The organism is Henriciella sp. (genome assembly GCF_029936995.1).
GTDB lineage: Bacteria > Pseudomonadota > Alphaproteobacteria > Caulobacterales > Hyphomonadaceae > Henriciella.
The window spans coordinates 108,827-129,759 of the sequence record NZ_JAPYRE010000006.1 but is presented as its reverse complement, the minus strand read 5'-3'; the positions used below and the strand labels follow the sequence as shown (position 1 = coordinate 129,759).

26 protein-coding genes are annotated in these 20,933 nt (G+C 58.2%); 6 read left to right on the top strand and 20 right to left on the bottom strand.

Translation table 11 applies throughout. From position 1 onward, the window contains the following. Positions 1-12: 12 nt before the first annotated feature. Positions 13-1,449 (top strand): efflux transporter outer membrane subunit, encoded by a 1,437-nt coding sequence (locus Q1K31_RS13785; protein ID WP_367187588.1) that lies wholly within the window; start codon positions 13-15, stop codon positions 1,447-1,449. A gap of 9 nt (positions 1,450-1,458) precedes the next feature. On the opposite strand, the gene Q1K31_RS13780 is transcribed toward Q1K31_RS13785, so the two are convergent. Continuing rightward, positions 1,459-1,950, bottom strand: a complete 492-nt coding sequence (locus Q1K31_RS13780) for a flavin reductase (RefSeq protein ID WP_300380698.1) — start codon at positions 1,948-1,950, stop codon at positions 1,459-1,461. A gap of 103 nt (positions 1,951-2,053) precedes the next feature. Next, positions 2,054-2,836, bottom strand: a complete 783-nt coding sequence (locus Q1K31_RS13775; RefSeq protein ID WP_300380695.1) for a polysaccharide deacetylase family protein — start codon at positions 2,834-2,836, stop codon at positions 2,054-2,056. Between the two features lie 63 nt (positions 2,837-2,899). On the opposite strand from Q1K31_RS13775, the gene Q1K31_RS13770 reads away from it, so the two are divergent. Both Q1K31_RS13770 and Q1K31_RS13765 read left to right on the top strand, forming a co-directional pair. Next, on the top strand, positions 2,900-3,973 hold the full coding sequence (locus Q1K31_RS13770) for a GNAT family N-acetyltransferase (RefSeq protein ID WP_300380692.1): 1,074 nt from the start codon (positions 2,900-2,902) through the stop codon (positions 3,971-3,973). A gap of 120 nt (positions 3,974-4,093) precedes the next feature. After that, on the top strand, positions 4,094-5,155 hold the full coding sequence (locus tag Q1K31_RS13765) for a diguanylate cyclase (protein ID WP_300380689.1): 1,062 nt from the start codon (positions 4,094-4,096) through the stop codon (positions 5,153-5,155). An 18-nt stretch (positions 5,156-5,173) separates the two neighbouring features. Here Q1K31_RS13765 and Q1K31_RS13760 read toward each other — a convergent pair whose 3' ends face one another. Genes Q1K31_RS13760 through Q1K31_RS13725 form a run of 8 tightly spaced genes read right to left on the bottom strand, consistent with a single transcriptional unit; the run spans position 5,174 to position 10,824 of the window. Then, complete coding sequence (locus Q1K31_RS13760; RefSeq protein ID WP_300380686.1) at positions 5,174-5,518, bottom strand: hypothetical protein; 345 nt, start codon at positions 5,516-5,518, stop codon at positions 5,174-5,176. A 9-nt stretch (positions 5,519-5,527) separates the two neighbouring features. After that, entirely contained in the window at positions 5,528-6,601 is a 1,074-nt protein-coding gene (locus tag Q1K31_RS13755) for an EscU/YscU/HrcU family type III secretion system export apparatus switch protein (protein ID WP_300380684.1), read from the bottom strand. A gap of 9 nt (positions 6,602-6,610) precedes the next feature. Continuing rightward, positions 6,611-7,366 (bottom strand): flagellar biosynthetic protein FliR, encoded by a 756-nt coding sequence (locus Q1K31_RS13750; protein WP_300380681.1) that lies wholly within the window; start codon positions 7,364-7,366, stop codon positions 6,611-6,613. Between the two features lie 18 nt (positions 7,367-7,384). Then, positions 7,385-9,466, bottom strand: a complete 2,082-nt coding sequence (locus Q1K31_RS13745; RefSeq protein WP_300380678.1) for a flagellar biosynthesis protein FlhA — start codon at positions 9,464-9,466, stop codon at positions 7,385-7,387. An 8-nt stretch (positions 9,467-9,474) separates the two neighbouring features. Then, positions 9,475-9,738, bottom strand: a complete 264-nt coding sequence (locus Q1K31_RS13740; RefSeq protein WP_300380676.1) for a flagellar biosynthetic protein FliQ — start codon at positions 9,736-9,738, stop codon at positions 9,475-9,477. A 9-nt stretch (positions 9,739-9,747) separates the two neighbouring features. Next, positions 9,748-10,041 carry a flagellar hook-basal body complex protein FliE gene (locus Q1K31_RS13735; protein WP_300380674.1) on the bottom strand — a complete coding sequence of 98 codons (294 nt, stop codon included), beginning with the start codon at positions 10,039-10,041 and terminating at the stop codon, positions 9,748-9,750. 16 nt (positions 10,042-10,057) lie between these two features. Next, positions 10,058-10,441, bottom strand: coding sequence for a flagellar basal body rod C-terminal domain-containing protein (locus Q1K31_RS13730; protein WP_300380671.1), 384 nt, complete (start codon positions 10,439-10,441; stop codon positions 10,058-10,060). Positions 10,442-10,452: 11 nt separating this feature from the next. Beyond that, on the bottom strand, positions 10,453-10,824 hold the full coding sequence (locus tag Q1K31_RS13725; RefSeq protein ID WP_300380668.1) for a flagellar biosynthesis protein FlgB: 372 nt from the start codon (positions 10,822-10,824) through the stop codon (positions 10,453-10,455). A 76-nt stretch (positions 10,825-10,900) separates the two neighbouring features. Here Q1K31_RS13725 and Q1K31_RS13720 point away from each other — a divergent pair, with 76 nt between their 5' ends. Then, positions 10,901-12,202, top strand: coding sequence for a FliI/YscN family ATPase (locus Q1K31_RS13720; protein ID WP_300380665.1), 1,302 nt, complete (start codon positions 10,901-10,903; stop codon positions 12,200-12,202). A gap of 6 nt (positions 12,203-12,208) precedes the next feature. On the opposite strand, the gene Q1K31_RS13715 is transcribed toward Q1K31_RS13720, so the two are convergent. From Q1K31_RS13715 to Q1K31_RS13690, 6 genes are all read right to left on the bottom strand, one after another. After that, positions 12,209-13,045 (bottom strand): DUF1217 domain-containing protein, encoded by an 837-nt coding sequence (locus Q1K31_RS13715; protein WP_300380662.1) that lies wholly within the window; start codon positions 13,043-13,045, stop codon positions 12,209-12,211. A gap of 3 nt (positions 13,046-13,048) precedes the next feature. After that, positions 13,049-13,483, bottom strand: coding sequence for a flagellar biosynthesis repressor FlbT (locus Q1K31_RS13710; protein WP_300380659.1), 435 nt, complete (start codon positions 13,481-13,483; stop codon positions 13,049-13,051). After that, positions 13,483-13,857: a flagellar biosynthesis regulator FlaF gene (locus Q1K31_RS13705; protein ID WP_300380656.1), complete on the bottom strand. Its 375-nt coding sequence runs from the start codon at positions 13,855-13,857 to the stop codon at positions 13,483-13,485. Before Q1K31_RS13705 ends, Q1K31_RS13710 begins: the two co-directional genes overlap by 1 nt. 66 nt (positions 13,858-13,923) lie before the next feature. Then, positions 13,924-15,171: a flagellin gene (locus Q1K31_RS13700; protein ID WP_300380653.1), complete on the bottom strand. Its 1,248-nt coding sequence runs from the start codon at positions 15,169-15,171 to the stop codon at positions 13,924-13,926. Between the two features lie 144 nt (positions 15,172-15,315). Next, entirely contained in the window at positions 15,316-15,699 is a 384-nt protein-coding gene (locus tag Q1K31_RS13695; RefSeq protein WP_300380651.1) for a hypothetical protein, read from the bottom strand. After that, a complete protein-coding gene (locus Q1K31_RS13690; RefSeq protein ID WP_300380648.1) occupies positions 15,696-16,013 on the bottom strand; it encodes a hypothetical protein in 318 nt (105 codons plus the stop codon). The genes Q1K31_RS13695 and Q1K31_RS13690 overlap by 4 nt, the downstream gene beginning before the upstream one ends. 112 nt (positions 16,014-16,125) lie before the next feature. Here Q1K31_RS13690 and Q1K31_RS13685 point away from each other — a divergent pair, with 112 nt between their 5' ends. Next, positions 16,126-17,721, top strand: coding sequence for a flagellar hook-length control protein FliK (locus Q1K31_RS13685; protein WP_300380645.1), 1,596 nt, complete (start codon positions 16,126-16,128; stop codon positions 17,719-17,721). A 12-nt stretch (positions 17,722-17,733) separates the two neighbouring features. After that, complete coding sequence (locus Q1K31_RS13680) at positions 17,734-18,408, top strand: flagellar hook capping FlgD N-terminal domain-containing protein (RefSeq protein WP_300380643.1); 675 nt, start codon at positions 17,734-17,736, stop codon at positions 18,406-18,408. A gap of 43 nt (positions 18,409-18,451) precedes the next feature. Here Q1K31_RS13680 and Q1K31_RS13675 read toward each other — a convergent pair whose 3' ends face one another. The 4 genes from Q1K31_RS13675 to flgG are packed head-to-tail and all read right to left on the bottom strand — an operon-like array spanning position 18,452 to position 20,925. After that, a complete protein-coding gene (locus Q1K31_RS13675) occupies positions 18,452-19,006 on the bottom strand; it encodes a hypothetical protein (protein ID WP_300380641.1) in 555 nt (184 codons plus the stop codon). A 7-nt stretch (positions 19,007-19,013) separates the two neighbouring features. Continuing rightward, positions 19,014-19,733: a flagellar basal body L-ring protein FlgH gene (locus tag Q1K31_RS13670; protein WP_300380638.1), complete on the bottom strand. Its 720-nt coding sequence runs from the start codon at positions 19,731-19,733 to the stop codon at positions 19,014-19,016. Beyond that, positions 19,730-20,137 (bottom strand): flagellar basal body P-ring formation chaperone FlgA, encoded by a 408-nt coding sequence (gene flgA, locus Q1K31_RS13665; RefSeq protein ID WP_300380635.1) that lies wholly within the window; start codon positions 20,135-20,137, stop codon positions 19,730-19,732. The genes Q1K31_RS13670 and flgA overlap by 4 nt, the downstream gene beginning before the upstream one ends. A 2-nt stretch (positions 20,138-20,139) precedes the next feature. After that, positions 20,140-20,925, bottom strand: a complete 786-nt coding sequence (flgG, locus tag Q1K31_RS13660; protein WP_300380633.1) for a flagellar basal-body rod protein FlgG — start codon at positions 20,923-20,925, stop codon at positions 20,140-20,142. Positions 20,926-20,933: the final 8 nt, after the last annotated feature.

Here is a 20,933-nt window from a genome sequence, read left to right as displayed (position 1 = left end):
TCCGGAACCTTCATGATGCCAATCTCCAGTGCAAAAAAATCAATTCTTGCTCTAGCCAGCATCACGCTTTCTGCTTGCATGACAACAGGCCCCGACTATGAGCAACCCGGTTTTGCATCCTATCAGGATGAGTGGCTGGCAGGCGACAGTGACGTCCTGTCTCCCGGTGCGATGGAGACGCAGCAATGGTGGCAAGCCTTTGATGACGAGCTGCTTGCATCGTTGGTCAATGACGCGGCATCGGCCAATCTCGACATCGTTGAGGCACAAGCCAATATCGACGCTGCCAGGGCCACCGTCAAAAGCGCAAATGCCAGCGGTTTTCCCATGGGCGCGCTGTCGGCAGGCGTAACGCGCCAGAAACAGTCCAGCGCGTCCTTCGGGGCCGATGTCCCTTTCGAATTTCCTGCCCAGACCCAGTATTCCACCGGCGCTGAAGTCAGCTGGGAAGCGGACCTTTTCGGACGGGTCGCCAACAGCATCGCCCAGGCCGAAGCCTCTCTGGGCGGGCGACAGGCCATAGCGGAAGATACCGCCCGCGCGGTCATTGCGCAGACTGCCAGCACCTATCTGACATTGCGTGAACTCGACACACGTATCAGCGTCAACCAGGCAACGCTTGAGCGTCAGGTCGACGTCCTTGAGCTGACACGGCAGTTGCGTGATGCAGGCGAGGTGGCCGACATAGACGTCGAGCGACAGGCAAACCTGGTGGAGTCGACCCGCGCCGGCATTGTTGCCGTCAAGCGCACGCGGGCCGAGACACTTTCCGGGCTGGCCCGGCTCACGGGCAGGACGGCCCCGCAACTCATCGATGCCTATCCAGCCCTAGCACCTTTCGAAAGCAATGAGCTGGCGCCTGTCACAGCCTTTGCTCCCATCAAGGTCAGTTCACCTGTAAACCTGTTGCGGCGGCGCCCCGACGTGCGTGCGGCTGAACGCCAGCTCGCCGCAGCGACCTATGCCGTCGGCGTCGAAACCGCTGACCTCTATCCAAGCCTGAGCCTGACCGGTCAGGCCTCATTTACCGCCAATGAGCCGGGCAACCTGTTCAGTCAGGAAGCGCTTGGCTACAGCTTCGGCCCGCGCCTTCAATGGGGGATTTTCAACTGGCCGCTCACACAGGCACAGATCGACCAGGCCGAAGCGGAAGCCCGTGCCGCGCGTGCTGGCTTTGAACGCACCGTCCTGACGGCCCTCACGGAAACGGACGCGGCATTGCAGGCCTATAACTACTCGGTGGAAGAAGCCGCTTTACGGGCGAAGGCGCTGGGGGCCGCAGAACGCGCACTGAAACTGGTTGAAATACGATACAAGGAAGGCGCTGAAAGCCTTCTGAGCCTGATTGACGCCCAGAGACAGACACTGTCTGCGCGGGATTCAGAAGTGCAGGCCCGTCATGAGGCGCTGCGCCGCCGCGTGGATGTCTACAGGGCGTTCGGTGGCTAGCAGACTGGCTTAGCCGAACGCCTCGATCTTGTGGTAGGCCCGCCCGTGATAGATCAGGCAGTTCTCGTTTTCACTGAGATTGATTTCGCGCACCTGGCAGAAAAAAACTGAATGCGTGCCATACTCGACCGTCTTGTCGATCACGCAATCGAAGCTCGCTGCGGTCTCGGCGAGCTTGGGATTACCAAGGCCGCTGACATACCAGTTTCCGGTTTCGAAGCGCTGTTCAGGCATGATCTCCTTGTCTGAGAATGCGGCGCTGATGGCCTCCTGCTCACAGGACAGGACATTCACACAGACATGGCCGTTGCCCTTGATCACGGCATTGGCACCGGAGGAACGGTTCACACAGATAATCAGCGATGGTGGATTGTCAGACACGCCTGTCACGGCTGAGGCGGTAATGCCATAGCGCCCGGCTTCACCATCCGTACTCAGGACACATACGGCCGAACCGAGCTGGGCCATCGCGGCCCGGAAAGTCTGGCTGTCATCGGTCATGGGCGCGGCTGCTCCGGTGGAAACGTCATACACAATAGATATTAGAGCTCACGCAAATTGCGAGCACCGAAGCGGAAATTACTGCGCTCACAGAATAGGGCCCTTACCGTATGGATGACGCCGCCTGTTTACCCGCAATGCGGTCGAACATATCCGCCACTGTGACAACTTCCGCACCGGCCTCATCGACGGCATCGAGCAGCGAAACGAAGTCCTCAGGACTGCATCCCCATGGTCCGGGCTGCTCCCGGACATCGTGCGTGAAGATGACAAGCCAGCCGGACTCGCGCTTGAGCTGCTCCAGCTGCTGGAGTGCCAGCCGTGTTCCACCATTATAATCCTCAATACCCGTCGCCATCAGAAGGCCGCGATCGACCATGCCCTGATGCAAGCCGGGCCGGACCCCGCGCAATACGGGCATATGAGACATGAGAAGACGTTTGGAGGAGACATCAACGCTGCCGAACGGAAAGGCAAAACTCCTGGCGGGCGGCAGACCCTGATTTGCAAAAAAGGCTATATTCTCCTGCACGTCTTCAAGGATAGCGCCATTGTCGACCTGCCTGCAGTCTATATGGCTGTAGGTATGACAGCCGACTTCATGACCGTCCCGCACAAGCGCCTGAAGATCCTCCGCATCATACATCGGGCCGAATCCGGGATGCTCGGTTCCCATCTGGCTTCCGACGGCATACCAGGTGGCCTTCCAGTCGCGCCTGTCGAGTTCGTGCTTGGCACGTATCGCGGCCGACTTGGGAAAGTCGTCGAAACAGATCGACACATACCGCCCCTCCGGCAATGGCGAGATATCCTTCGCCAGGAAGCGGGGAAGGCTCTTGCGAATTTTTTCGACCGGGTTTTGTAAAAAATTACCAAGATCAGCCATTATGGGTCCCGAATGCCGCCAGAGGCAGGTTTTTAACATGCAAAACAGCGGCCAACCATGCCAATGAACGCAACTATACTTCGACTTCCTGATCTGAGCGATGCCGATGCTGCTGCCTGGCGCAGCTTTCAGGCGTCCGATCCTGCGCTGGCCAGCCCGTACTTCTCTCTGGACTATCTGGGAGTGCTCGAAACGGTCTATCCGGGAATACGGGTTCTCAAACTCGGGCCTGCCGATGCGCCGGCCGGCTTCCTGCCCTACAGAAGCGATATGCTTGGTACTGCCCGGCCGGCCGATGGTTTTCTGGGCGACCTGCATGGGGTCATAGCGATGCCGGGCACCCGGCTCGACATGACAAGCGCCCTGAAAGCCGCAGGCATTGGCGGCTATGCTTTCTCAGCCCTTCCATATCAACAGGTCCGGCATGGTTTCCGGGGCAGCAATGGAGACGGCAATCAGGTGGTGGACCTGAGCCAGGGTTATGAAGCCTATCTCCAGGAACGCTACAACTATAACAGCTCCTTCAGGCGCACACACCGGAAAGTCCTCGCCTTTCTGGACAATCCCGCGCTAAGCGTCGAGCATGATACGTTCGATGTGAAAGCTTTCAGGCGCCTGATTGAACTCAAACAACAAGGCTATGGCCGGGCGGGTCACTTCGACATCTTCCAGCTGGGCTGGCCTGAGCATTTGCTGCATCAACTCGCACAGAACGATTGCGGTGAGGTCAAAGGCGTCCTTTCGGTCATGCGTCTTGAGGGCGAACTCGTCGCAGCATGTTTCTGCATGCGTTCCGCTTCGGTTCTCCACTACTGGTTTCCCGGCTATGAAGACCGGTTCGCTGACCAGAAACCCGGCCATGCCATGCTGTTCAGCCTCCTCGACTGGGCCGGGGCCCAAGGCATCAAGGAAGTTCACCTTGGCCTGGGGAACGTGCAGTACAAGCGGCAGATGGCAAGCTTCGCGGCACCTGTCCGGCAAGGCACGCTGGCGATCGCCCTTCCTCAAAAGGCCCTGGCTGGATTTCATGCCTGGAGTGCGCGGTGGGAAGCCGAAGGCCGCGGTGCGGGTGCATTCTCGGCCAGGGTTGCCCGGAAAATCGAACGCGTGGCGATGAGCGGAAAGTTAAGTGCCTGAGCCTCGGCCTTAGCAACTTTCCGTCTTACCGAACAGATTGCCTTATGCGCATTAACAAAATGTCGAAAGTCTTGGGGGATACCCTCTCCCGAGGGAAACAAGGGGACGTGAGCTATCAGTATGACCGCAATTGCCACACATAAGACAGATCGCGCATTTCAACGGCCTCCGGAAAACCCGGAACATGATGTCTATGAATTCGCAGATCAGGCCTTCAAGCTGATCCGCGAGCACGGCACGCCCCCTTATCCTAGCACCTATGCTCTCTGGTACGCCTACGTCTCCGGTACGGATGCCGACCTTACGACAGCTGTCGATGACCTGCTCGAGCGGCGCAGCAGTCCCAGCGACTACGAGATCAGGGAAGTCTCGCGACAGCACCTGAGCGAAACGCAGGCCATGGACTCCCGACAGAAGATCGGACAGCAGTTCGAAGCCCAGGTTGCAAAAGTCCTGGCGATGATCGAGCAGAGCGTCAGCGATAGCGACCGGTTTCAGGAAACACTTGACCAGATCGGGGACGACCTGCCTGAAACGGCGACCACCGACAGGATCGACGTCATTATCTCACGCCTGCTGGTGGAAAACCGCCGCATGAGCGAGCAAAGCCAGCAGCTCAATAACGGCCTCAAGAATTCCCAGAAACAGATTGAACAACTGAATCAGGAACTTGAGGAAGTCCGCAGTCAAAGCATGAAGGACCCTTTGACGTCTGTAGCAAACAGGCGGGCCTTCGACGCGAGACTTGCCGTCGAAATCAATGCTTTCTCACCCGCAGACTCCGACATGTGTCTCGTGCTTGCTGATCTCGACCACTTCAAGAAGGTAAATGACACACATGGTCACGGCATCGGCGATGAAGTGCTGAAGATCTTCGCCAACATCATCACCGAGAACATCAAGGGCCAGGACATGGTGGCGCGCTATGGCGGAGAGGAATTCGCGATCATACTGCCGCGCACGGACATAGAGGGTGCCCGGCTGCTCATCGAGAAGATCCGCGACAAGTTTGCGAAAACCAGTTTCGTTATCAAGAAATCCGGGAAAAACCTGGGCAGGATCACCGCATCCTTTGGCATTGCCGCCTGCGCGCCGGGTGTCAACCCGAAGGAATTGATCGAGATCGCCGACCAAAAGCTTTATCAGGCGAAGGATCTGGGCCGCAACCGCGTTCAGGCCTGAGCGTTCAGGCCTGAGCGTTCAGGACGATGGACCCCCGGCAGATTCCGTTTTCAGCTGGCGACGCGAGTGAATCGCTTTCTTCAATTCCAACTGGGCTGCAGCAAGCCTGTCCTGTTTCAGCTTCAAAGCCTTTCTGGCGGCTTCGATCTGTTCAGATATACGTCCCGGTGCGCCGAAGCGTATGGACAGGCTGAAACTCTCATAATCACCAGCTGAAGCATCCAGCTCACCAAGCTGGGCTTCAAGCGCGGAGATTGCTTCTTCACTTTCCCTGATTTCAGCCTTGATCATGGCAAGGGCCTGTTCGGCTTTCTGCTGGCGGAGGGCGACGAGCTTTTCCAGCGCCAGATGCGACTTACTCATGGCAGCCTCCTACATATGCTCGCCAAGGCGTTCTGCGAAGCTGATCGCCGCCGCAACCGCGGCGAAGTGCTCAGCATGGATTTCCTCGTCAATCTCGACGAGCCGGTAGATTGAACGCGTCGCAGGCGGGTCCCTGTGTATCGGCACATCATTGGCCAGCGCCACCTCGCGTATCTTGGCGGCGAGATGGTCCACGCCTTTGGCAACGCAGACCGGTGCCTTGCTGTCATTCGGATCCCATTTCAGCGCGACTGCGTAATGCTCCGGATTGACCATTACGACGGTGGAGGATTTCACGTTGCCCAGCATCTCGTTGCGCGTGATCTTCTGGGCTTTCTGGCGCCGTGTCTGCTTGAATTGCGGATCTCCCTCGCTCTGCTTCTGTTCCTTCTTCATATCCTCCCGCGTCATGCGCAGCTTGTTGGCGTGGAGCTGTTTCTGGATGGGCAGGTCAATGGCAGCAAGCACGAAATAGAAGATGCCGAATACAGTGAAAAGCATCATCACCTGGCTAAAAGTGAACTGGAAGAACTGCCCTTCATGGACAGCACTGCTGGCATAATAATTCTGCGCGAACGAGTAGAGAAAAACGCTCGCAATGACCCCGGCAAACAGCATCTTTGCCGTGTCCTTCAGGAAATCGAGCAGGCCCTTAGGCCCATACTTCTTCTTCAGATTTTCGGCCGGGTTGAGCTTTTTCATGTCCGGCTTGATCTTCTTGGCCGAAAACGCGATGGCGCGCTGGATGATCAGTGCCAGCAGCACCACTGTCACCACGAGCAGAAAGACCGGGGCAACCGTGATGACAAGGTTGAACATCGTATTGGTCGTCTGTTTCGCGCTGCCGGCGAAAATATCATTGGCGTAGCTGTCGGCGTGATAGAACATGCCCGAGAGCTGGTTGTAAAAGGGCACGGCAAGTGCGCTGCTGAACGCAAATGCAGCGAGGATCATACCGCCGACAAGGGCAAAGGTATTCGCCTCTTTCGACTGCGGGACATCGCCTTCCTGACGCGCCTGCCGGAGGCGCTGCTCGGTGGCTTCAAACTCCTTCTCGCCACTCTGTTCGTTGTCTTCAGCCATTGCCTGTCCTCAAAGCCAGCCGATAAGGCCCGGAACCCTGTCCTGCCAGACCGTTAGCATGGTGACGATGGAAAGCGTCAGGAGCAAGAGCCCGGCACCGATCATGAATGGCGCACCGACAAAGGCAACCATCAGTGACGGCAGCGCCTTGTTAATGAAGCCGAGGCAGATGTTGTAAAGCAGATTGATCGCTACGAAGGGCCAGGCCAGCAGTATGGCGAAAGCGAAAGCGTCATAGCCTTTTTTCACGACAAAGGTGAAATCGATATCCGACAGCGCCCCGACCGGAATTTCGCTGTAAAGTTCCGAAAGGCGCACGACCACTCCAATATGATAATCAGCAGTCAGCAGGAGGGCCGCACCTGCGAGTGAGAGCATGTTGGCGGTGATCGTCTGCGCTTCCGATTCCAGCGCGATACCGAGCAACTGGGCGAGCCCGATAACCTGGGCAATCAGTGTACCCGCAATACTCAGCATCCAGATCGAAAGGCGGAGCAGCACGCCCAGGAAAAGTCCGATGACGCCTTCGCTGATGATAAGGCCGACCAGAGCGCTCAGTTCTTCAGCATCCGGCTGTGGGACAATACCGGAAGCCGCGAAGGCGGTCGTAACGGCAAGAATGAGTGAAATCCGAACACGCGCGGGCACTGTCTGCGCACCGATACCCGGCATCAGGAAGACCACGAAGGACAGCCGGGCGACGATTACCATGAAAAGGGCAATCCACCCTGACAGTTCGGCCATGAGCAGACTGCTGTCAGGCATTGCGCCCCACCCCGGCCATCAGACTACGCCGACGATATATGGCTTGCTTTTCGCGCCAATCTCTTCGTAGGCAAGAACCGAGTTGCGGATACCCTTGCTGGCCAGCACGGTCTGGAGGAAGCGGCGCCGGCGGGATGATGTCGCCACAGCGGCAACGATCCCCTTCTGGGCTGCCTCGTTCAGTTTGGACTGAACCGAGGTGGTCAATTCTCCAAACAGATCCGGTGGCAGGGCAATATCCGACTGGCCGTCATCCTTGGCCACTTCATGCTCGCTGAATTTCTGTTCCCAATTGGCCGAAAGCTGCAACAGGGGCAGGCGGCCCTCCCCATCCTGCAACCGGTCGACAATCTGGAAACCGAGGCGCTGGCGAACCATCTCGACAATACGCGACGGAGAGTTCGACTGAGCTTTCACCTCGGCCACCGTTTCGATGATCAGGAAGAGGTTGCGGATCGAGACACGCTCCTCCAGCAGCAGGCGCAGAACAGAAAGCAACAGTTCCGGCGACACCTTTCCGGGAATATACTCATCCAGGAAGCGCTGATTGGCGGCGGCCCGCTCGCTGTCACTTATCCGGGTCAGCGCATCGAGTGTGTCGAGCATGACCATGCGCGTAAAGACGAGCGAGAAGTTCGACTGAATGACCTCCAGCATGTGCGTGGCAAGCACTTCGGTGGCTTCGACAGCCGGGGCGCCAGAGGCCGCCAGTTCCTGCTTCTTGCTGTTGGGGAGCCACCGTGCAGAGGCCTTGTAGACCGGTTCCTTGACCTTCTCGCCCTGCAGATGCGGCAGCTGGTCATCCTCCAGCAGGGCCAGCACATAACCGGGCCTCAGCGTGCCGCTGTCGATATTCACACCCTGGATACGGATGCGGTAATCATTCTTCTTCAGCGTCGGATTGTCCGTCATGCGGATCGACGGCAGGACGAAGCCATACTCCTCGGCAATATAGCGCCGGATCTTGTCGATCCGGCCCTCAAAACCGCCCGCTCCCTGCAGGACGAGACCGACCAGGTCTGGCGCAACTTCCAAGTGGATTTCATCCGCGTAGATGGAATCGCCGATAACCGCCCCCTTGGGTGCTTCCTCTTCCTCTCCGGTCTGTTCGTCCTTGACCGCCTTTTCATCCGCCGCCCTGCGGATCATTACCGATGAGACGGCAAAGCCGGCCGCAGCCAGCATGAACGGCACGAAAGGCAGGCCCGGCATGAGCGCAAAGACCGCGAGGATCCCCGCAACAATCATCAGGGTCGTGGCGTTCCCGGCGAGTTGTTTGCCGAGCGCCATGTCGATGGCGCCGTCTTCCTTGCCCTTGGAGAGAAGCAGCGCGGCAGACACGGAGACGATGACCGCCGGGATCTGGGAGACGAGACCGTCACCAACAGTCAGAATGGAGTAGTTGCTCAACGCCTCAGTGAACGAGAGCTGGTGGGTGAACATGCCGAAGCCGATGCCCGCCACGAGGTTGAGCGCGGTAATCAGCAGCCCGGCAATCGCATCGCCCTTCACAAACTTGGATGCACCATCGAGCGAGCCGAGGAAGGATGCCTCTTCCTGTTCCTTCTGTCGGCGCTGCTTGGCTTCCTCATGGCTGATCGCACCGACAGCAAGGTCGGAGTCGATGGCCAGTTGCTTGCCCGGCATCGCGTCCAGGGCAAACCGCGCGCCGACTTCCGCCATACGGCCGGCACCCTTGGTGATGACCATGAAGTTGACGATTACGAGCACGCCGAAGACGACGAGGCCGACGAACAGGTTGCCGCCCATGATGAACATGGCGAAGCCTTCGATCACCCCGCCCGCGGCATCAGTACCGGTATGGCCCTCACTGATGATCAGCTTTGTCGACGAGACGTTGAGGGCCAGCCGCATGATGAGCGACGCCAGCAGCACACTCGGGAAGGACGAGAAATCCAGGGGCCGCTCAATAAAAATTGCCGTGGTGAAAATCAGGATGGCAAATGCAAAGGATAGCGTCAGGCCGACATCCATCACCCAGGCCGGAACCGGAAGCACCATCACCAGGATGACCAGCATCAGGCCGATGGCCAGAAGCGCTGTCGGCTTGGAAAGGTCGAAGTATTTCGAGTTCGGCATGGGTCAGCCTATGCGGCCACGAGCGGAAGGATGGAATTATTGAACAGGTCGAGCGCGATTCGCGTCATGTAGCCGAGGGTCAGGAACAGCACGACTACGACCGCGAAGATCTTTGGCACGAAGGTAAGCGTCAGCTCCTGGATCGAAGTGAGCGCCTGGAACAGGCCAACCATGAGCCCCAGCACAAGCGTCACGCTCAGGATCGGCATGCTCATCATGACCGCCGCCCAGAGTGCGCTACGCAAGACCTCGAAGATGGCAAGCTCGGTCATGGCGGCCCGTCAGACCGGCATCCGCAGGAGTTCCTGATAGGCTTCGACAACCTTGTTGCGGATCGTCACAGCCGCATCCAGGACAAGCTCTGCATTGGCAAGCGCCTCGACCATGGCATGCGGATCTGCACCGGAAACGGCGGTGTCGATGGCCGTCTGCTCAGCACTCTCGATGGCATCCTTGAAGTTCGCGAAGGACTCCGCGACCTCGTTCTTGTCGCCTTCCGCCTTTGCCGGCCCATTCGCCTGGGCGGACTTGACGGAATTCAGCGCGGCATAGGCATTGAAACTGACATCGGCCATTTAGGTCCCCATCTCCCTAGCGTCTCAGGATGTCCAGCAGCGATTTGTACATGCTGCGGGCCTGCTGGTATGAATTGAGATTGGCTTCATAGCTGCGATTGGCTTCGCGCATGTCGGCCATTTCGGTTACGATTGAGACATTCGACATCGTCACGTATCCCTCATCGTTTGCCATTGGGTGTGAGGGGTCATATTTCTGCTCCCCCTCGGTCTGGTCGAGCATCATCCGCGCCGACTTGAAAGCCTCCGCCCCGGTCTGTGCGCCGTCCAGCATCATCATCTTGCGTTGATAGCCGGGCGTGTCTGCGTTCGAGATATTCTGCGACGTCACATCCAGGCGCTCGGACTGGAATTTCATGCCCGAAAGCGCCTGCATCATTGTGGCTTTAAGTGAATCCATGATCCTTCCCCTTAAACACCCCGGCCAAGCGCGGCCCGCATGAGGTCGAGTGACTTGGTGTAGACGCGAAGCGCCATTTCATGCTTGCCGGCGGCTTCAGACGCCTTGAAGACTTGCTCTTCCAGATTGACCGTATTGCCATTCGGCTTGGCCTCACCGAGCACTTCACGCATCCGGAAACCCTCCGTCATGCCCTCTGTCGGCTGGGTCGAGGCCGTACGCGTCAGGTAATCCTGAAACGATTCGATCTCGGTCGCCTTGAAGCCCGGCTGGTCCGCACGCGAAATATTCGTTGCGCTGACGCGCTGGCTTTCCGCCGAGTGGCGGGCCATCGCGCTGTAAATCCTGAAGATGTCGAGGTCCGAAATCACCGCAAGAATCACCCTGGTTAACTCTTTGGAAAAGCTGCCTTTGTAATTTGAACAAAAGGTTAATGAATCGGCGGGAGTTGTTTACTTGTTGCAGTCCGCACAAATACAGGCCGACCGGCTGTTCAGCCTCTGGGGCACCGTCACGGATGTCGCCCCGGGGCTGATCCGGATCGCCGGTATCAGCCATGTGGCCGGGCTGGGAAACGAAGTTCGCCTGATGACTTCGGAGGGCCCCGTCCACGGCGAGATTCTTTCGATTGCCGATGAACGCGTCACGGCCCTGCTTTTTCGCGACTCTGATGCCATCCGTATCGGAGACCGGGTCGAAATTGACCAGGATGCACGTGTGAAGCCGGGAGATCACTGGCTTGGACGGATCGTCAACTATCGCGGCGAGATTGCCGGGAATGCCAGTATCCCCGAACCAGCCGGCCTACCCTCCCGCCGGCTGCACGCCGCCCCGCCCGCCAGCCAGGCGCGCAAGGGCCTGGGCGACCGTCTCAATACAGGCTGGATGATTACGGATACGATGCTGCCGGTCAGCCGGGGCCAGCGCCTCGGACTGTTTGCCGGATCCGGTGTCGGCAAGTCGACCTTTCTCGGCTCGCTGGCTGACGGTATCGAGGCGGACCGCGTTGTCATCGCACTGGTCGGTGAACGCTCGCGAGAAGTGAATGAATTCGTGACCCGCACCCTGCCGGCTGAAACGCTCGCACGTACGGTGGTTGTGGCCGCTACGGCCAGCGAGCCCCCGGGGGCGAAAAAGCGCGCCGCCTATTGTGCCATGGCCACCGCAGAGCACTTCCGCGATGAAGGCCACCAGGTCCTGCTGCTGTTTGATTCCATAACCCGCTTTGCCGAGGCCCACAGGGAAACAGCGCTGATGGCGGGCGAAGCCCCGGCGCTCAATGCATTTCCGCCTTCCACGGTCCGCACCATCGCAGAGCTTGCCGAACGCGCCGGGCCGGGCACTGACAATCAGGGTGACATCACGGCCATATTTTCAGTCCTTGTCGCTGGTTCCGACATGGAAGAACCGGTCGCAGACATGGTGCGGGGCATCCTCGACGGCCATTTCATCCTTTCACGGAACATCGCCGAGCGAGGACGCTATCCAGCTATCGACGTATTGCGCAGTGTCTCGCGCAGCCTGCCGGCTGCAGCCACGCATGAAGAGAACGAACTGATCCGTGAATACAGACGCACCGTTGCCCTCTACGAGGAAATCGCGCCGATGTTGCGCGCCAATCTTTACGAAAAGGGCCACGACGCTGCGGGCGATCGGGCGATTGACCTGTTCCCCCATCTGGACGGCTATGTATCGATGCGGAATCCGGAAGCTATCAGCGCAGCCTTCGAGCAGCTCAGGAAGCTGCTTCACCCAGAATGATGAAGCCTATCTGAGAAGGCTCAGGAACAGATTCTCACTGGCCTGTGCACCAAATCCATCGCCCCCCCTCAGCAGGGTCAGCGCGGCATAACCGGGTGTCGTCGGCGATGGGCCGTTATTGATCGATTCCATTGCATGAAAGCGCTGGATAGCTTCATCGATCTTGTCGGGATTGGCCAGCTCCGAAACATCGTTGATACCCAGCTTCGACTGGAGCTGCTCTTTCAGGACACTGGCCTGACGCTCTACCGGCAGTTTGCCCATTTCCCCGGGCAGGTTGAGCGCGGTTTCCAGCATTGTCTTGACCGGGACATTTCCAAGAATGCGGTAGAGGATTGCCTCTTCGCTTGCCCCGCTTGAAGCGATGTTACCGATCTTGGCCTGATAGTTCAGGCTAATGCGCATACTCTCATCGACATCGCCAACAGCTTCGCGGAAGGAGGCGGTTTCAAACTTGTCACCTATCTCTGTGACGGCCTGGGCGCTCAGCGCAATCTTGCCGTCCTGCAGCGGAAACGCCTTCGAAAAGTTCGTGTACTCAGTATTGTTCAGGCGTTTGAGAAAGGTGCTTTCAGGATCGGCAGCCTCTTCGACGACCTTCCTGATGAAGCCACCTTTCCATTCCTCTCCGCCAAGATCGAAGGCGGTCAGGGAAACGCGCAACAGGCGCCTGTCCGACAGGAAATCTTCAAGCGCGACAGGCTTGGAAAATTTCTCGGCAAAATATTCGCGGTCGTTGCTGACGCTCGGGCTGTTGGCGAAGGTTTCCAGCTGGCTGGAATAGGTGGATTGCAGAACTTTCCAGCCACCATAGCCAGACAGGGGTATGGCGGGCTGGAACATCGCTCAGGCTACCTTGAGCTCTTCGCTGTATTGGCCACGCAGGCGGCTGTGCTTCAACAGCTCAGCTTCCAGGTCCATGACCTGGCGAAGGTGGCACAGGGCCGAGTAATAATTGCTGCGGTCGATCATCGAGCGCAGGACGTGGATCAGGTTCGGATCAATCGTCCTGAAAGCATCTTCCAGTGCATCGCACTCTTTCAGGATGGCCGGTATGACAGCCTCTTCCTCGAGATCGCCCGTGATAAGAAGCTGGATCGCATAATAGACCTGCTTGACGGGTGTATCGACCTCTTCCGGCCTGAGCGCGTCGCGGCAGCGCAGGACGCGGGCATTCGTATCTGCGACACGGAGACTGGAAGGCTTGTCACCGTTTTCCAGAAGGGCGCCATTCACGACGACACGTTCACCCGCGGCGAGTTTGAGAACCAGGCCTGACATCAGGCGGCCTCCCCTTGCTGGGCAGAAAGGCCTTCCATGATTGTCTCATTGATATCGACAAGCTCGGATATCTCAGCGCGCCCGCCAAGTACGCTGTAGCTAATACGACGAACGGATTCGGCCAGATTGATGAAAGATACCCTGAGACCTGCATCGAGCTGATTTTCATCATTCATCAGGTCGACAGACAGGAGCGTCCAGAGCTGGAGGTTGCGGTCAATCGCATCTGCCCAGACCGCCGGAGGCGGATCATCATCCTGGGCAACATTCTGGAGGGCGTGCGTTATCTCGCGAAACAGGGCGTACTCTATCTGCTGATCACTCGCTGTGCGGTGGGTGACGTCGCCATACGCCTTGAAAGCCAGTTGATGCATTTCCCCTCACTTGAACTCTAATAATTGGGCCGGGCGCCCGAAAGCGCCCGGTCCGTGGTTATGGTACTACCGGAACAGCGCCAGCAGCTGCTGCGGTGCCGAGTTGGCAATCGAGAGTGCCTGCGTACCAAGCTGCTGCTGGACCTGGAGGGCCTGCAGTTTGGCCGAAGCCGCTTCGATATCGGAGTCGACCAGTGCACCCACACCGCTTGTCAGCGAGTCGGTAATGGTCTGAACGAATTCAGCCTGGTCTTCGATACCTTTCTGGGCAGAACCCAGTTCAGCTGCTGCGCTGATGGCGGTATCCAGTACACCCTGAATGGTCGTCAGTGCCGACGTGGCACCATCATTCGTGGTAACGTCGATGAGGTTCAGGTTACCCAGGCCGCCAGCACTCACGCCAGCCGTACCGCCTGTTGCGGAATCGGCCTGAATGCTCAGGGCGCCGCCCGAACCGTTGGTGACCGTCAGCGTATCGCCATCACGTGTGACCGAATAGTTCTCGTCACCCGTTGCATCCAGGTAGGTCTGGATCTGGTTCGACAGGTTGGCAGCAACCGAGTTCACACTGTCATCAGCGTTGGCGACATACTCAAAAGTGCGGCTGCCGAGGGCATTGTCGCCGGCCGTGTCGTCGAGCGTGATGCGATAGCTGTTGCCGTCAGCAACTGAAGCGATCGTGATATCCTGCGTACCAGAAGCCGCCACGGAGTCAGCTGTACCGGCGTTCGTGCCACCATTGTCGATGATGGTCGTGTCGGTGACAGCGGTACCGCCGAATGTCGCAGCCGTCGCAGAATTCGACAGCGAGAGATCCTGACGCTCAACGTTGATGTAGGACGGGTTGACGTCGCCTGAGGCGTTACGGTCCAGTGAAGCAAGGATCGAAACATCTTCAGTGCTGGAACCGTTGATGAGGTTCAGGCCATTGAACTGGGACCCGCCGACGATGGACTTGATACGGTCGATTTTCGTATCGATGTCATTCTGGATCTTGGAACGGTCGACGTTTTCTTCCTGGGCCGAGACAATCAGGTTCTGCACGTCCTGGACAAGGCCCGTGATCTGCTCGGCAGACTTGCTGGCCAGGCCAACTGTCGACGCACCGAGGTTAAGCGAGTCGGAGATCTGCTTGAAGCTGTCGACGTCGGTTTTCATTGTGGTTGAAATCGCCCAGATCGCAGCGTTGTCCTTGGCGGACGCGATCTTCTTACCGGTGGAGATTTCAGATTGAACAGACTCGAGGTTGCGGTTGATACCACGCAGCGTCTCGAGGGCGACCATTGCACTATTGTTCGTAAGAATACTGGACATCAGTTTATTCCTTCATATTCAGGCCTGCTATTCTGAGCGGCCCGATTTTCAACTCATGTCATCCTGACACCGGGAAACCCCGGCAAGCACCTTCTTGGTTGGCTGTAGCTGTACTGGTGGCGGGTGTATAATGGGTTAATCGCCTTACATTTTCTTCAGGTAACCGCCGGTCGCTTTCGGAAAGGGAGTCCGCTCGCCGTCTAAGCGGTAAGATCCGACATAGGCATTCTCGGTTAGTGACTCGAGCCGGCCAATCGCACTCTTGAGGCCATTGCGCACCGCGGAGAAATGCAGGCTGTTTTCCCGCGCCAGCGAGACAACCTTTTCAATACGGTTCCGCTGCCCAGCCGCCAGGTTTTCCTGGGACTGGCCAATCAACATGGAGTCGAAAACCTGGAGCGCGGACATCTTCTCCTTTACGAGGTCCGCCGTCTCAGCCGCCCGTCCGGTGAGAAGAAGATCACGTTCCTTCACCAGGATTTCCTCCATCGTGTCGAGCGCGCTATCCAGCTGTGTTCCAGACATCATTCATCGCCTTTCGTATCGAGCATCTGTTTGGTGGGCTCTGCTGCACTGCCTGCAGGATCGAGCCCAAGCGGGTGACGCGCGGCAATATCTTCAGCAATCGCCTCGACCATATATTGTGAAAACGCGGACGCGGCCTGACCACCGGACTGGGTAAAAGCCTTCTCCAGACCTGAATGCCGCAGCATTTCTGCCCAGAGCATCTTTTCGAAGCGCAGACCAAGATCCTTGTCTGCAGCGCTATCGGTCTTGCCGAAGGTTCCCGCTTTCACCTGAAGCTGGCCCGGAATCATGGCCGGGCTAGAGATATCAGACATTACAACTCTCCGTCCGCTCGCCTGTCTGCCGCCTCACAAGGAGTTGGCGTTAAATGATATTTTACCGACGTGAGGCAGTTTCGGTTAAAGGAGCCCTAATTGTGGACGCTGAATGACGCACGTTTTCCATCCAGCAATGACCAGGCTGAATGATGACCCGGCCATTTCGCCGAAGCGTCAGGGTGCCGCTTCAGGCAATCAGGGTGAAGCATTCCGCCAGACGCTCGAACGCCGCACGACTCCTGAAACAGGCAAGGAAGCCGCAACAGACGAAACAGCGTCTGTGCTTCCGGAGCAGGGGAAGGCACAATCCAAAGCGCCAATCCCGGACAAGGCAGGCAAAGCGAGCGATGCTGGAGCGTCTACTGATCTGAAAGGTGACGTAAACACACTGGCAGCCGAGGCAGGACAACCGCCTGAAACGCTGCCCGAGGCTGAAAACCGGCGAACGCAATCAACGGCCGAAAACGCGAAACAGTCCCAGACGGAAATACAGCCTCCCGCCAAGACAGGTGAGACTTTAACCCGGAAACCTGCATCACCTGCGGACCTCAGGAACATTGCCGGGGCTAACGATTCAGCAACAGCCCTCCATCAAGCGTCCGACCAGGCCGATCAGGTTCGTCCGGGAGAGACCGCCACCGGAAAAACGGCATCAGCAGAAATGGCGGCGCCCGTTCCCGCCCAGGCGATCAGGGATATGGAAGCCCCCCTGAAGCATAACGAGAATCCGCTCTCCAGGGCAGATCAGGCTAACGAGAGCGCAGCAGCGCAGGCGCAGACAGCCTCGCGGGGAGCCGCTGACCAGGTCGCCAAAAAGCATGCCCACACCGGAATCCCGGCTGCACAAGCTGTAAAAACGGGATCGAGCTCAAGCACACGGACAGCATCTGCAAGCAGTAGTGATGTAATCCAGGCCGAAACGCTTGACGCCATCTCCCGAAAGGGTGCCGCTGCAGATTCTGAAACCGCTGCAAGGCGCCTGCCGGAAAGCGACACAGGCACCCGGGCTGATCTGGCAGCCCAGACGCACGCCTCAAGAACGCCCCGGCTGTCAGATATCCCTCATCCCGCACCGGATAACGGTTTCACACCGAAAGCCAGTGACACAGCAATGTTCATGAGCGTTAGCTCCGGCGACATGACAACACTTCCAGCGACCGACGTCTCAAGCAATCTCATGACCGGGTCAGCCGCGACCGCGGCTTCAGCACATGTCACATCCAGCCAGATAGCGTCCCCGCAAATGATTGCCGCCATGCGTCCACAGGCCGCCATGGTGGCCGCCCCCGCTGAGCTGGTCGATATTGTACAGGGCAAGCTCTCCGATGGCGGCAAACCCGAACGCCTGACGGTCCAGCTTGATCCCCCAGAACTTGGCCGGGTCTCGATCGACTTCAAGTTCGACGCCCAGGGCCTTCAGCACATCACAGTCACCGGCGAGACGCCGGAGGCAATGAAGCAGTTGCGCCAGTTGCATTATCAACTCACCCAGGCGCTGGAACAGCACGGCCTCTCCGGCCAGGACATGACGTTCGAACAGCAATTTGCCCGCCAGGACCAGGGCGATGACGGAAAACCGCCGCTCCCCTTTTCCACCTATCAGGATGGCAGTGACAAGGGGTCAGCAGACCAGTCAGTAATGCCCGTCATCATGGCACGCCAGAATATCCGCACACTGAGCGATGGTCTGGATATCAAGTTATAGAAGGTCGCAGAGATGAGCATCATCAACCCCGCCGTAAACACCCAGGCCAACCAGGCCGCGAGCCCTGCTGAAGCAACCGCAAACGGCAAGGCCGAAGTCGGCGAAGAGTTCAACCAGTTCATCAAGCTGCTCACAGCACAGGTCCGGAATCAGGATCCGCTTTCACCGCTGGATTCGACCCAGTTCGTCGAACAGCTGGCAACTTTCTCCAACCTCGAACAGCAGGTCAAAACCAATACCAGCCTGGATGGCATTGCCAGCATGATCGGTGATCTGCACGGCATGCTGGCCAGTGAGTGGCTTGGAAAGACAGTCTCCGTGGAGTCCTCATGGGTGCCCTACTCAGGTGACGCTGTAGACTATGAAGTGGACAAACCTGCCGCCGCGGAGAAGGCGATACTCACGATTCATGACGGGAATGGCGCTGAAGTCTGGAGCAAAGAGCTGGACCTTGCAGCCGGTTCCTATAGCTGGGACGGGCGCACGAGTTCAGGCGCACAACCTGCCCAGGACACGCTCTTCGAGTTCGGGATCGAGATGTATGACGAGGCCGGCAACTATCTCGGAACGGCTGCGCCCCGGGTCATCACCGAAGTAACGGACGTCGGGAACGAGAACGGCACGATGCGTGTCGGCACGACATCTCGCCTCAGTGCTGACATGAACAGTGTCCGGCAGGTCCAGTAGTAGCGGCTGAACCTCCATATCGCTTGATGTTTCAGGCTGAAGCTCAGAGGTCCTGACGGGCCATGTCGAGGATCAGGACATTCTGGATACCTTCAGAGACAGAATCCCTCAGGTTTCTGAGGATCATTGAGCGCATGGTCTCGTAATTCTCGACATTGTTCAGCCCGTTGAAAATCTCATCCTCATTGCTGAGCCTGATGAGCGTGGTCATGATATTATCTCGTAAAACGGGATCTTTCGAGAACAGTTCGTCGCTGACGCTCGGGTCGATCTGAAGGTTCAGGTTCAGAATCACGAGGCTCTGAACCCGCTCCTCAGCGATAATGGGAACGACAAACTCGCGGCTGAACTTGTAATAAGCCGGCGCAGAGGCGTCGGCTGAGCCATGTCCGCCTTTGCCCGCTGATTTCCCTGATTTTCCGTGTGCGTCCTTTTTACCGCCATGCTTATCGGCCTCGGACTCCTTGTGAGCCTTTTCAGCCACATCCTGCGCTTTCTCACCTGAGGCGCCAGAGCTGCCCTTAAGGTAAAAACCGGCTGCACCGCCAGCGGTGATGCACAGGCCTGCGATCAGGGCGGGAAGTATTTGCTTGATCATATCAGCCTCAGAACGGGATCAGCCAGTCGAGCACCTTGGTACCTGCCCTGCGCTCGACAGGAGATGTCGCCTCGCCACTGTTCATGTAAGACAGCTGAGCGTCAGCAATTTTTTCATAGGACACGGTATTGGTGCGTGTGATGTCCTGGGCACGGATCACACCGGATACGGTCAGCAGCCGGGTCTCGTTCGACACACGCGTCTGCTGATAGCCCTGTATCACCAGGTTTCCGTTCGGCTCCTGACCAATCACACGCGCTGCCAGGGTGAATGCGATCTTTTCGGCCCGGTTGACAGAACCTGCCCCGCCAAGTGACGAACTGCGCCCGTAATCGACGCCCGGAGACAAGCTCGACCCGCTAGGCAGCATGCCGCCCGCAAGGTCCGGAAGCCCGAAGAGTGCATCGACATTGAAATTGTTGTTCGAGTCGCGGCTCCGCGACAGGGAACTCTGGACACTCGCCTGGTCATCCATCTCGACAACCACGGTCAGGAGATCGCCGATCGCCTTGGCCCGGCGCATGCCGAGCAGGGCTGTGGGGGAAGTCGTCCAGAGCGAGTTCTTGTCGCGATAGGATTCAGACTGCTGCGGCTCAGTGGCGATCGGGACCGCCGGTGACTGTGGACGGGCCGCTGCAATCTGTGCCTGCGAGACAGAGTTGCCACCGCCGCTTGCGCAGGCGCTCACGCCAAGCAAGGCGATTGAGAGGGAAACAAGCGCTTTCATTGTGCCAGCACCCATCCTTCCTTCTGGACGACGCCATGCACCATCTTGCGTGAATCCAGGTTGAGGACCGTTACTTCCTGCTGCGCAGCAGCTTCGCTCATGGCGCGTCCTGTCGTTGTGATCTCAAGCCCGCCCTTGATGTATTTGAGCGTGACGACCTGATTGCGTTTGACGAGTCTCGCTGGCTGGGTATTGCCCATCGAGACTTCCTGGCCTGCATAGACGGTACGCCGGACCTCACGGCCAATCACAGGATGGTCAACCGGTGCAGCGCTTCCTGCTTCAGTGGAGATATTGGTCGGCATAACCTTCTCGCCCGAGCGGATAACATCGGTTGCCACGAAGGAGGCCGCGCTGTTGAGCATGATTGCAACACTGGCGGAGATGCTAAGAAGCGCGCTCATGATTACCGTACCCGTGTCGTGGCTGCCAGCATTTCATCGGCAGCCGTGATCACTTTCGAGTTCAACTCATAGCCCCGCTGGGCCTCGATCAGCTCGGAAATCTCCTGGACAACATCGACACCGGAATCTTCAAGGAAGCCCTGCCGGATCATGCCGACCCCCTCGGTTGCGGGAACCAGACGATTGGGTGTGCCTGAAGCCTCGGTTTCGCGGAACATGTTGTCGCCCATCGCCTCCAGCCCCTTCTCGTTCACAAAGCGCACGAGCGAGATATTGCCGATAGGCTGTCCATTTGGCTCATCGTCGAAATAAGCGACGACCTCCCCATCCGGACTGATCGAAATGCTGCGGGCGTCTTCTGGTATGACGATGCCGTCGGCCAGGGGATAACCGTCCTTGGTGACAATTTCCCCGTCCGCGCTTCGGTTGAGCTTGCCGTCACGCGTATAGGCCGGTTCGCCGGACGGCAGTGTCACTTCGAGGAAGCCCGTTCCATCAATCGCGATGTCGAGCTCAGCACCTGTCTGGCGCAGCGAACCCTGTGTGATCTCCATCGACACAGTCGATGGTTTCACACCCGTGCCAAGCTGGATACCGGCCGGAACGACTGTTCCAACCTGCGAGGTGATCGTGCCCGGTTTGAGATACTGCTGGTACATGAGATCCGAGAACTCGGCCGTGCGCGGGCGGTAGGCCGCCGTGCTCATGTTCGCGATATTGTTCGAGATCACATCGACGCGAAGCTGCTGCGCAGCCATGCCTGTGGCGGCAATCTGTAGGGACTTCAAAGGCTCCT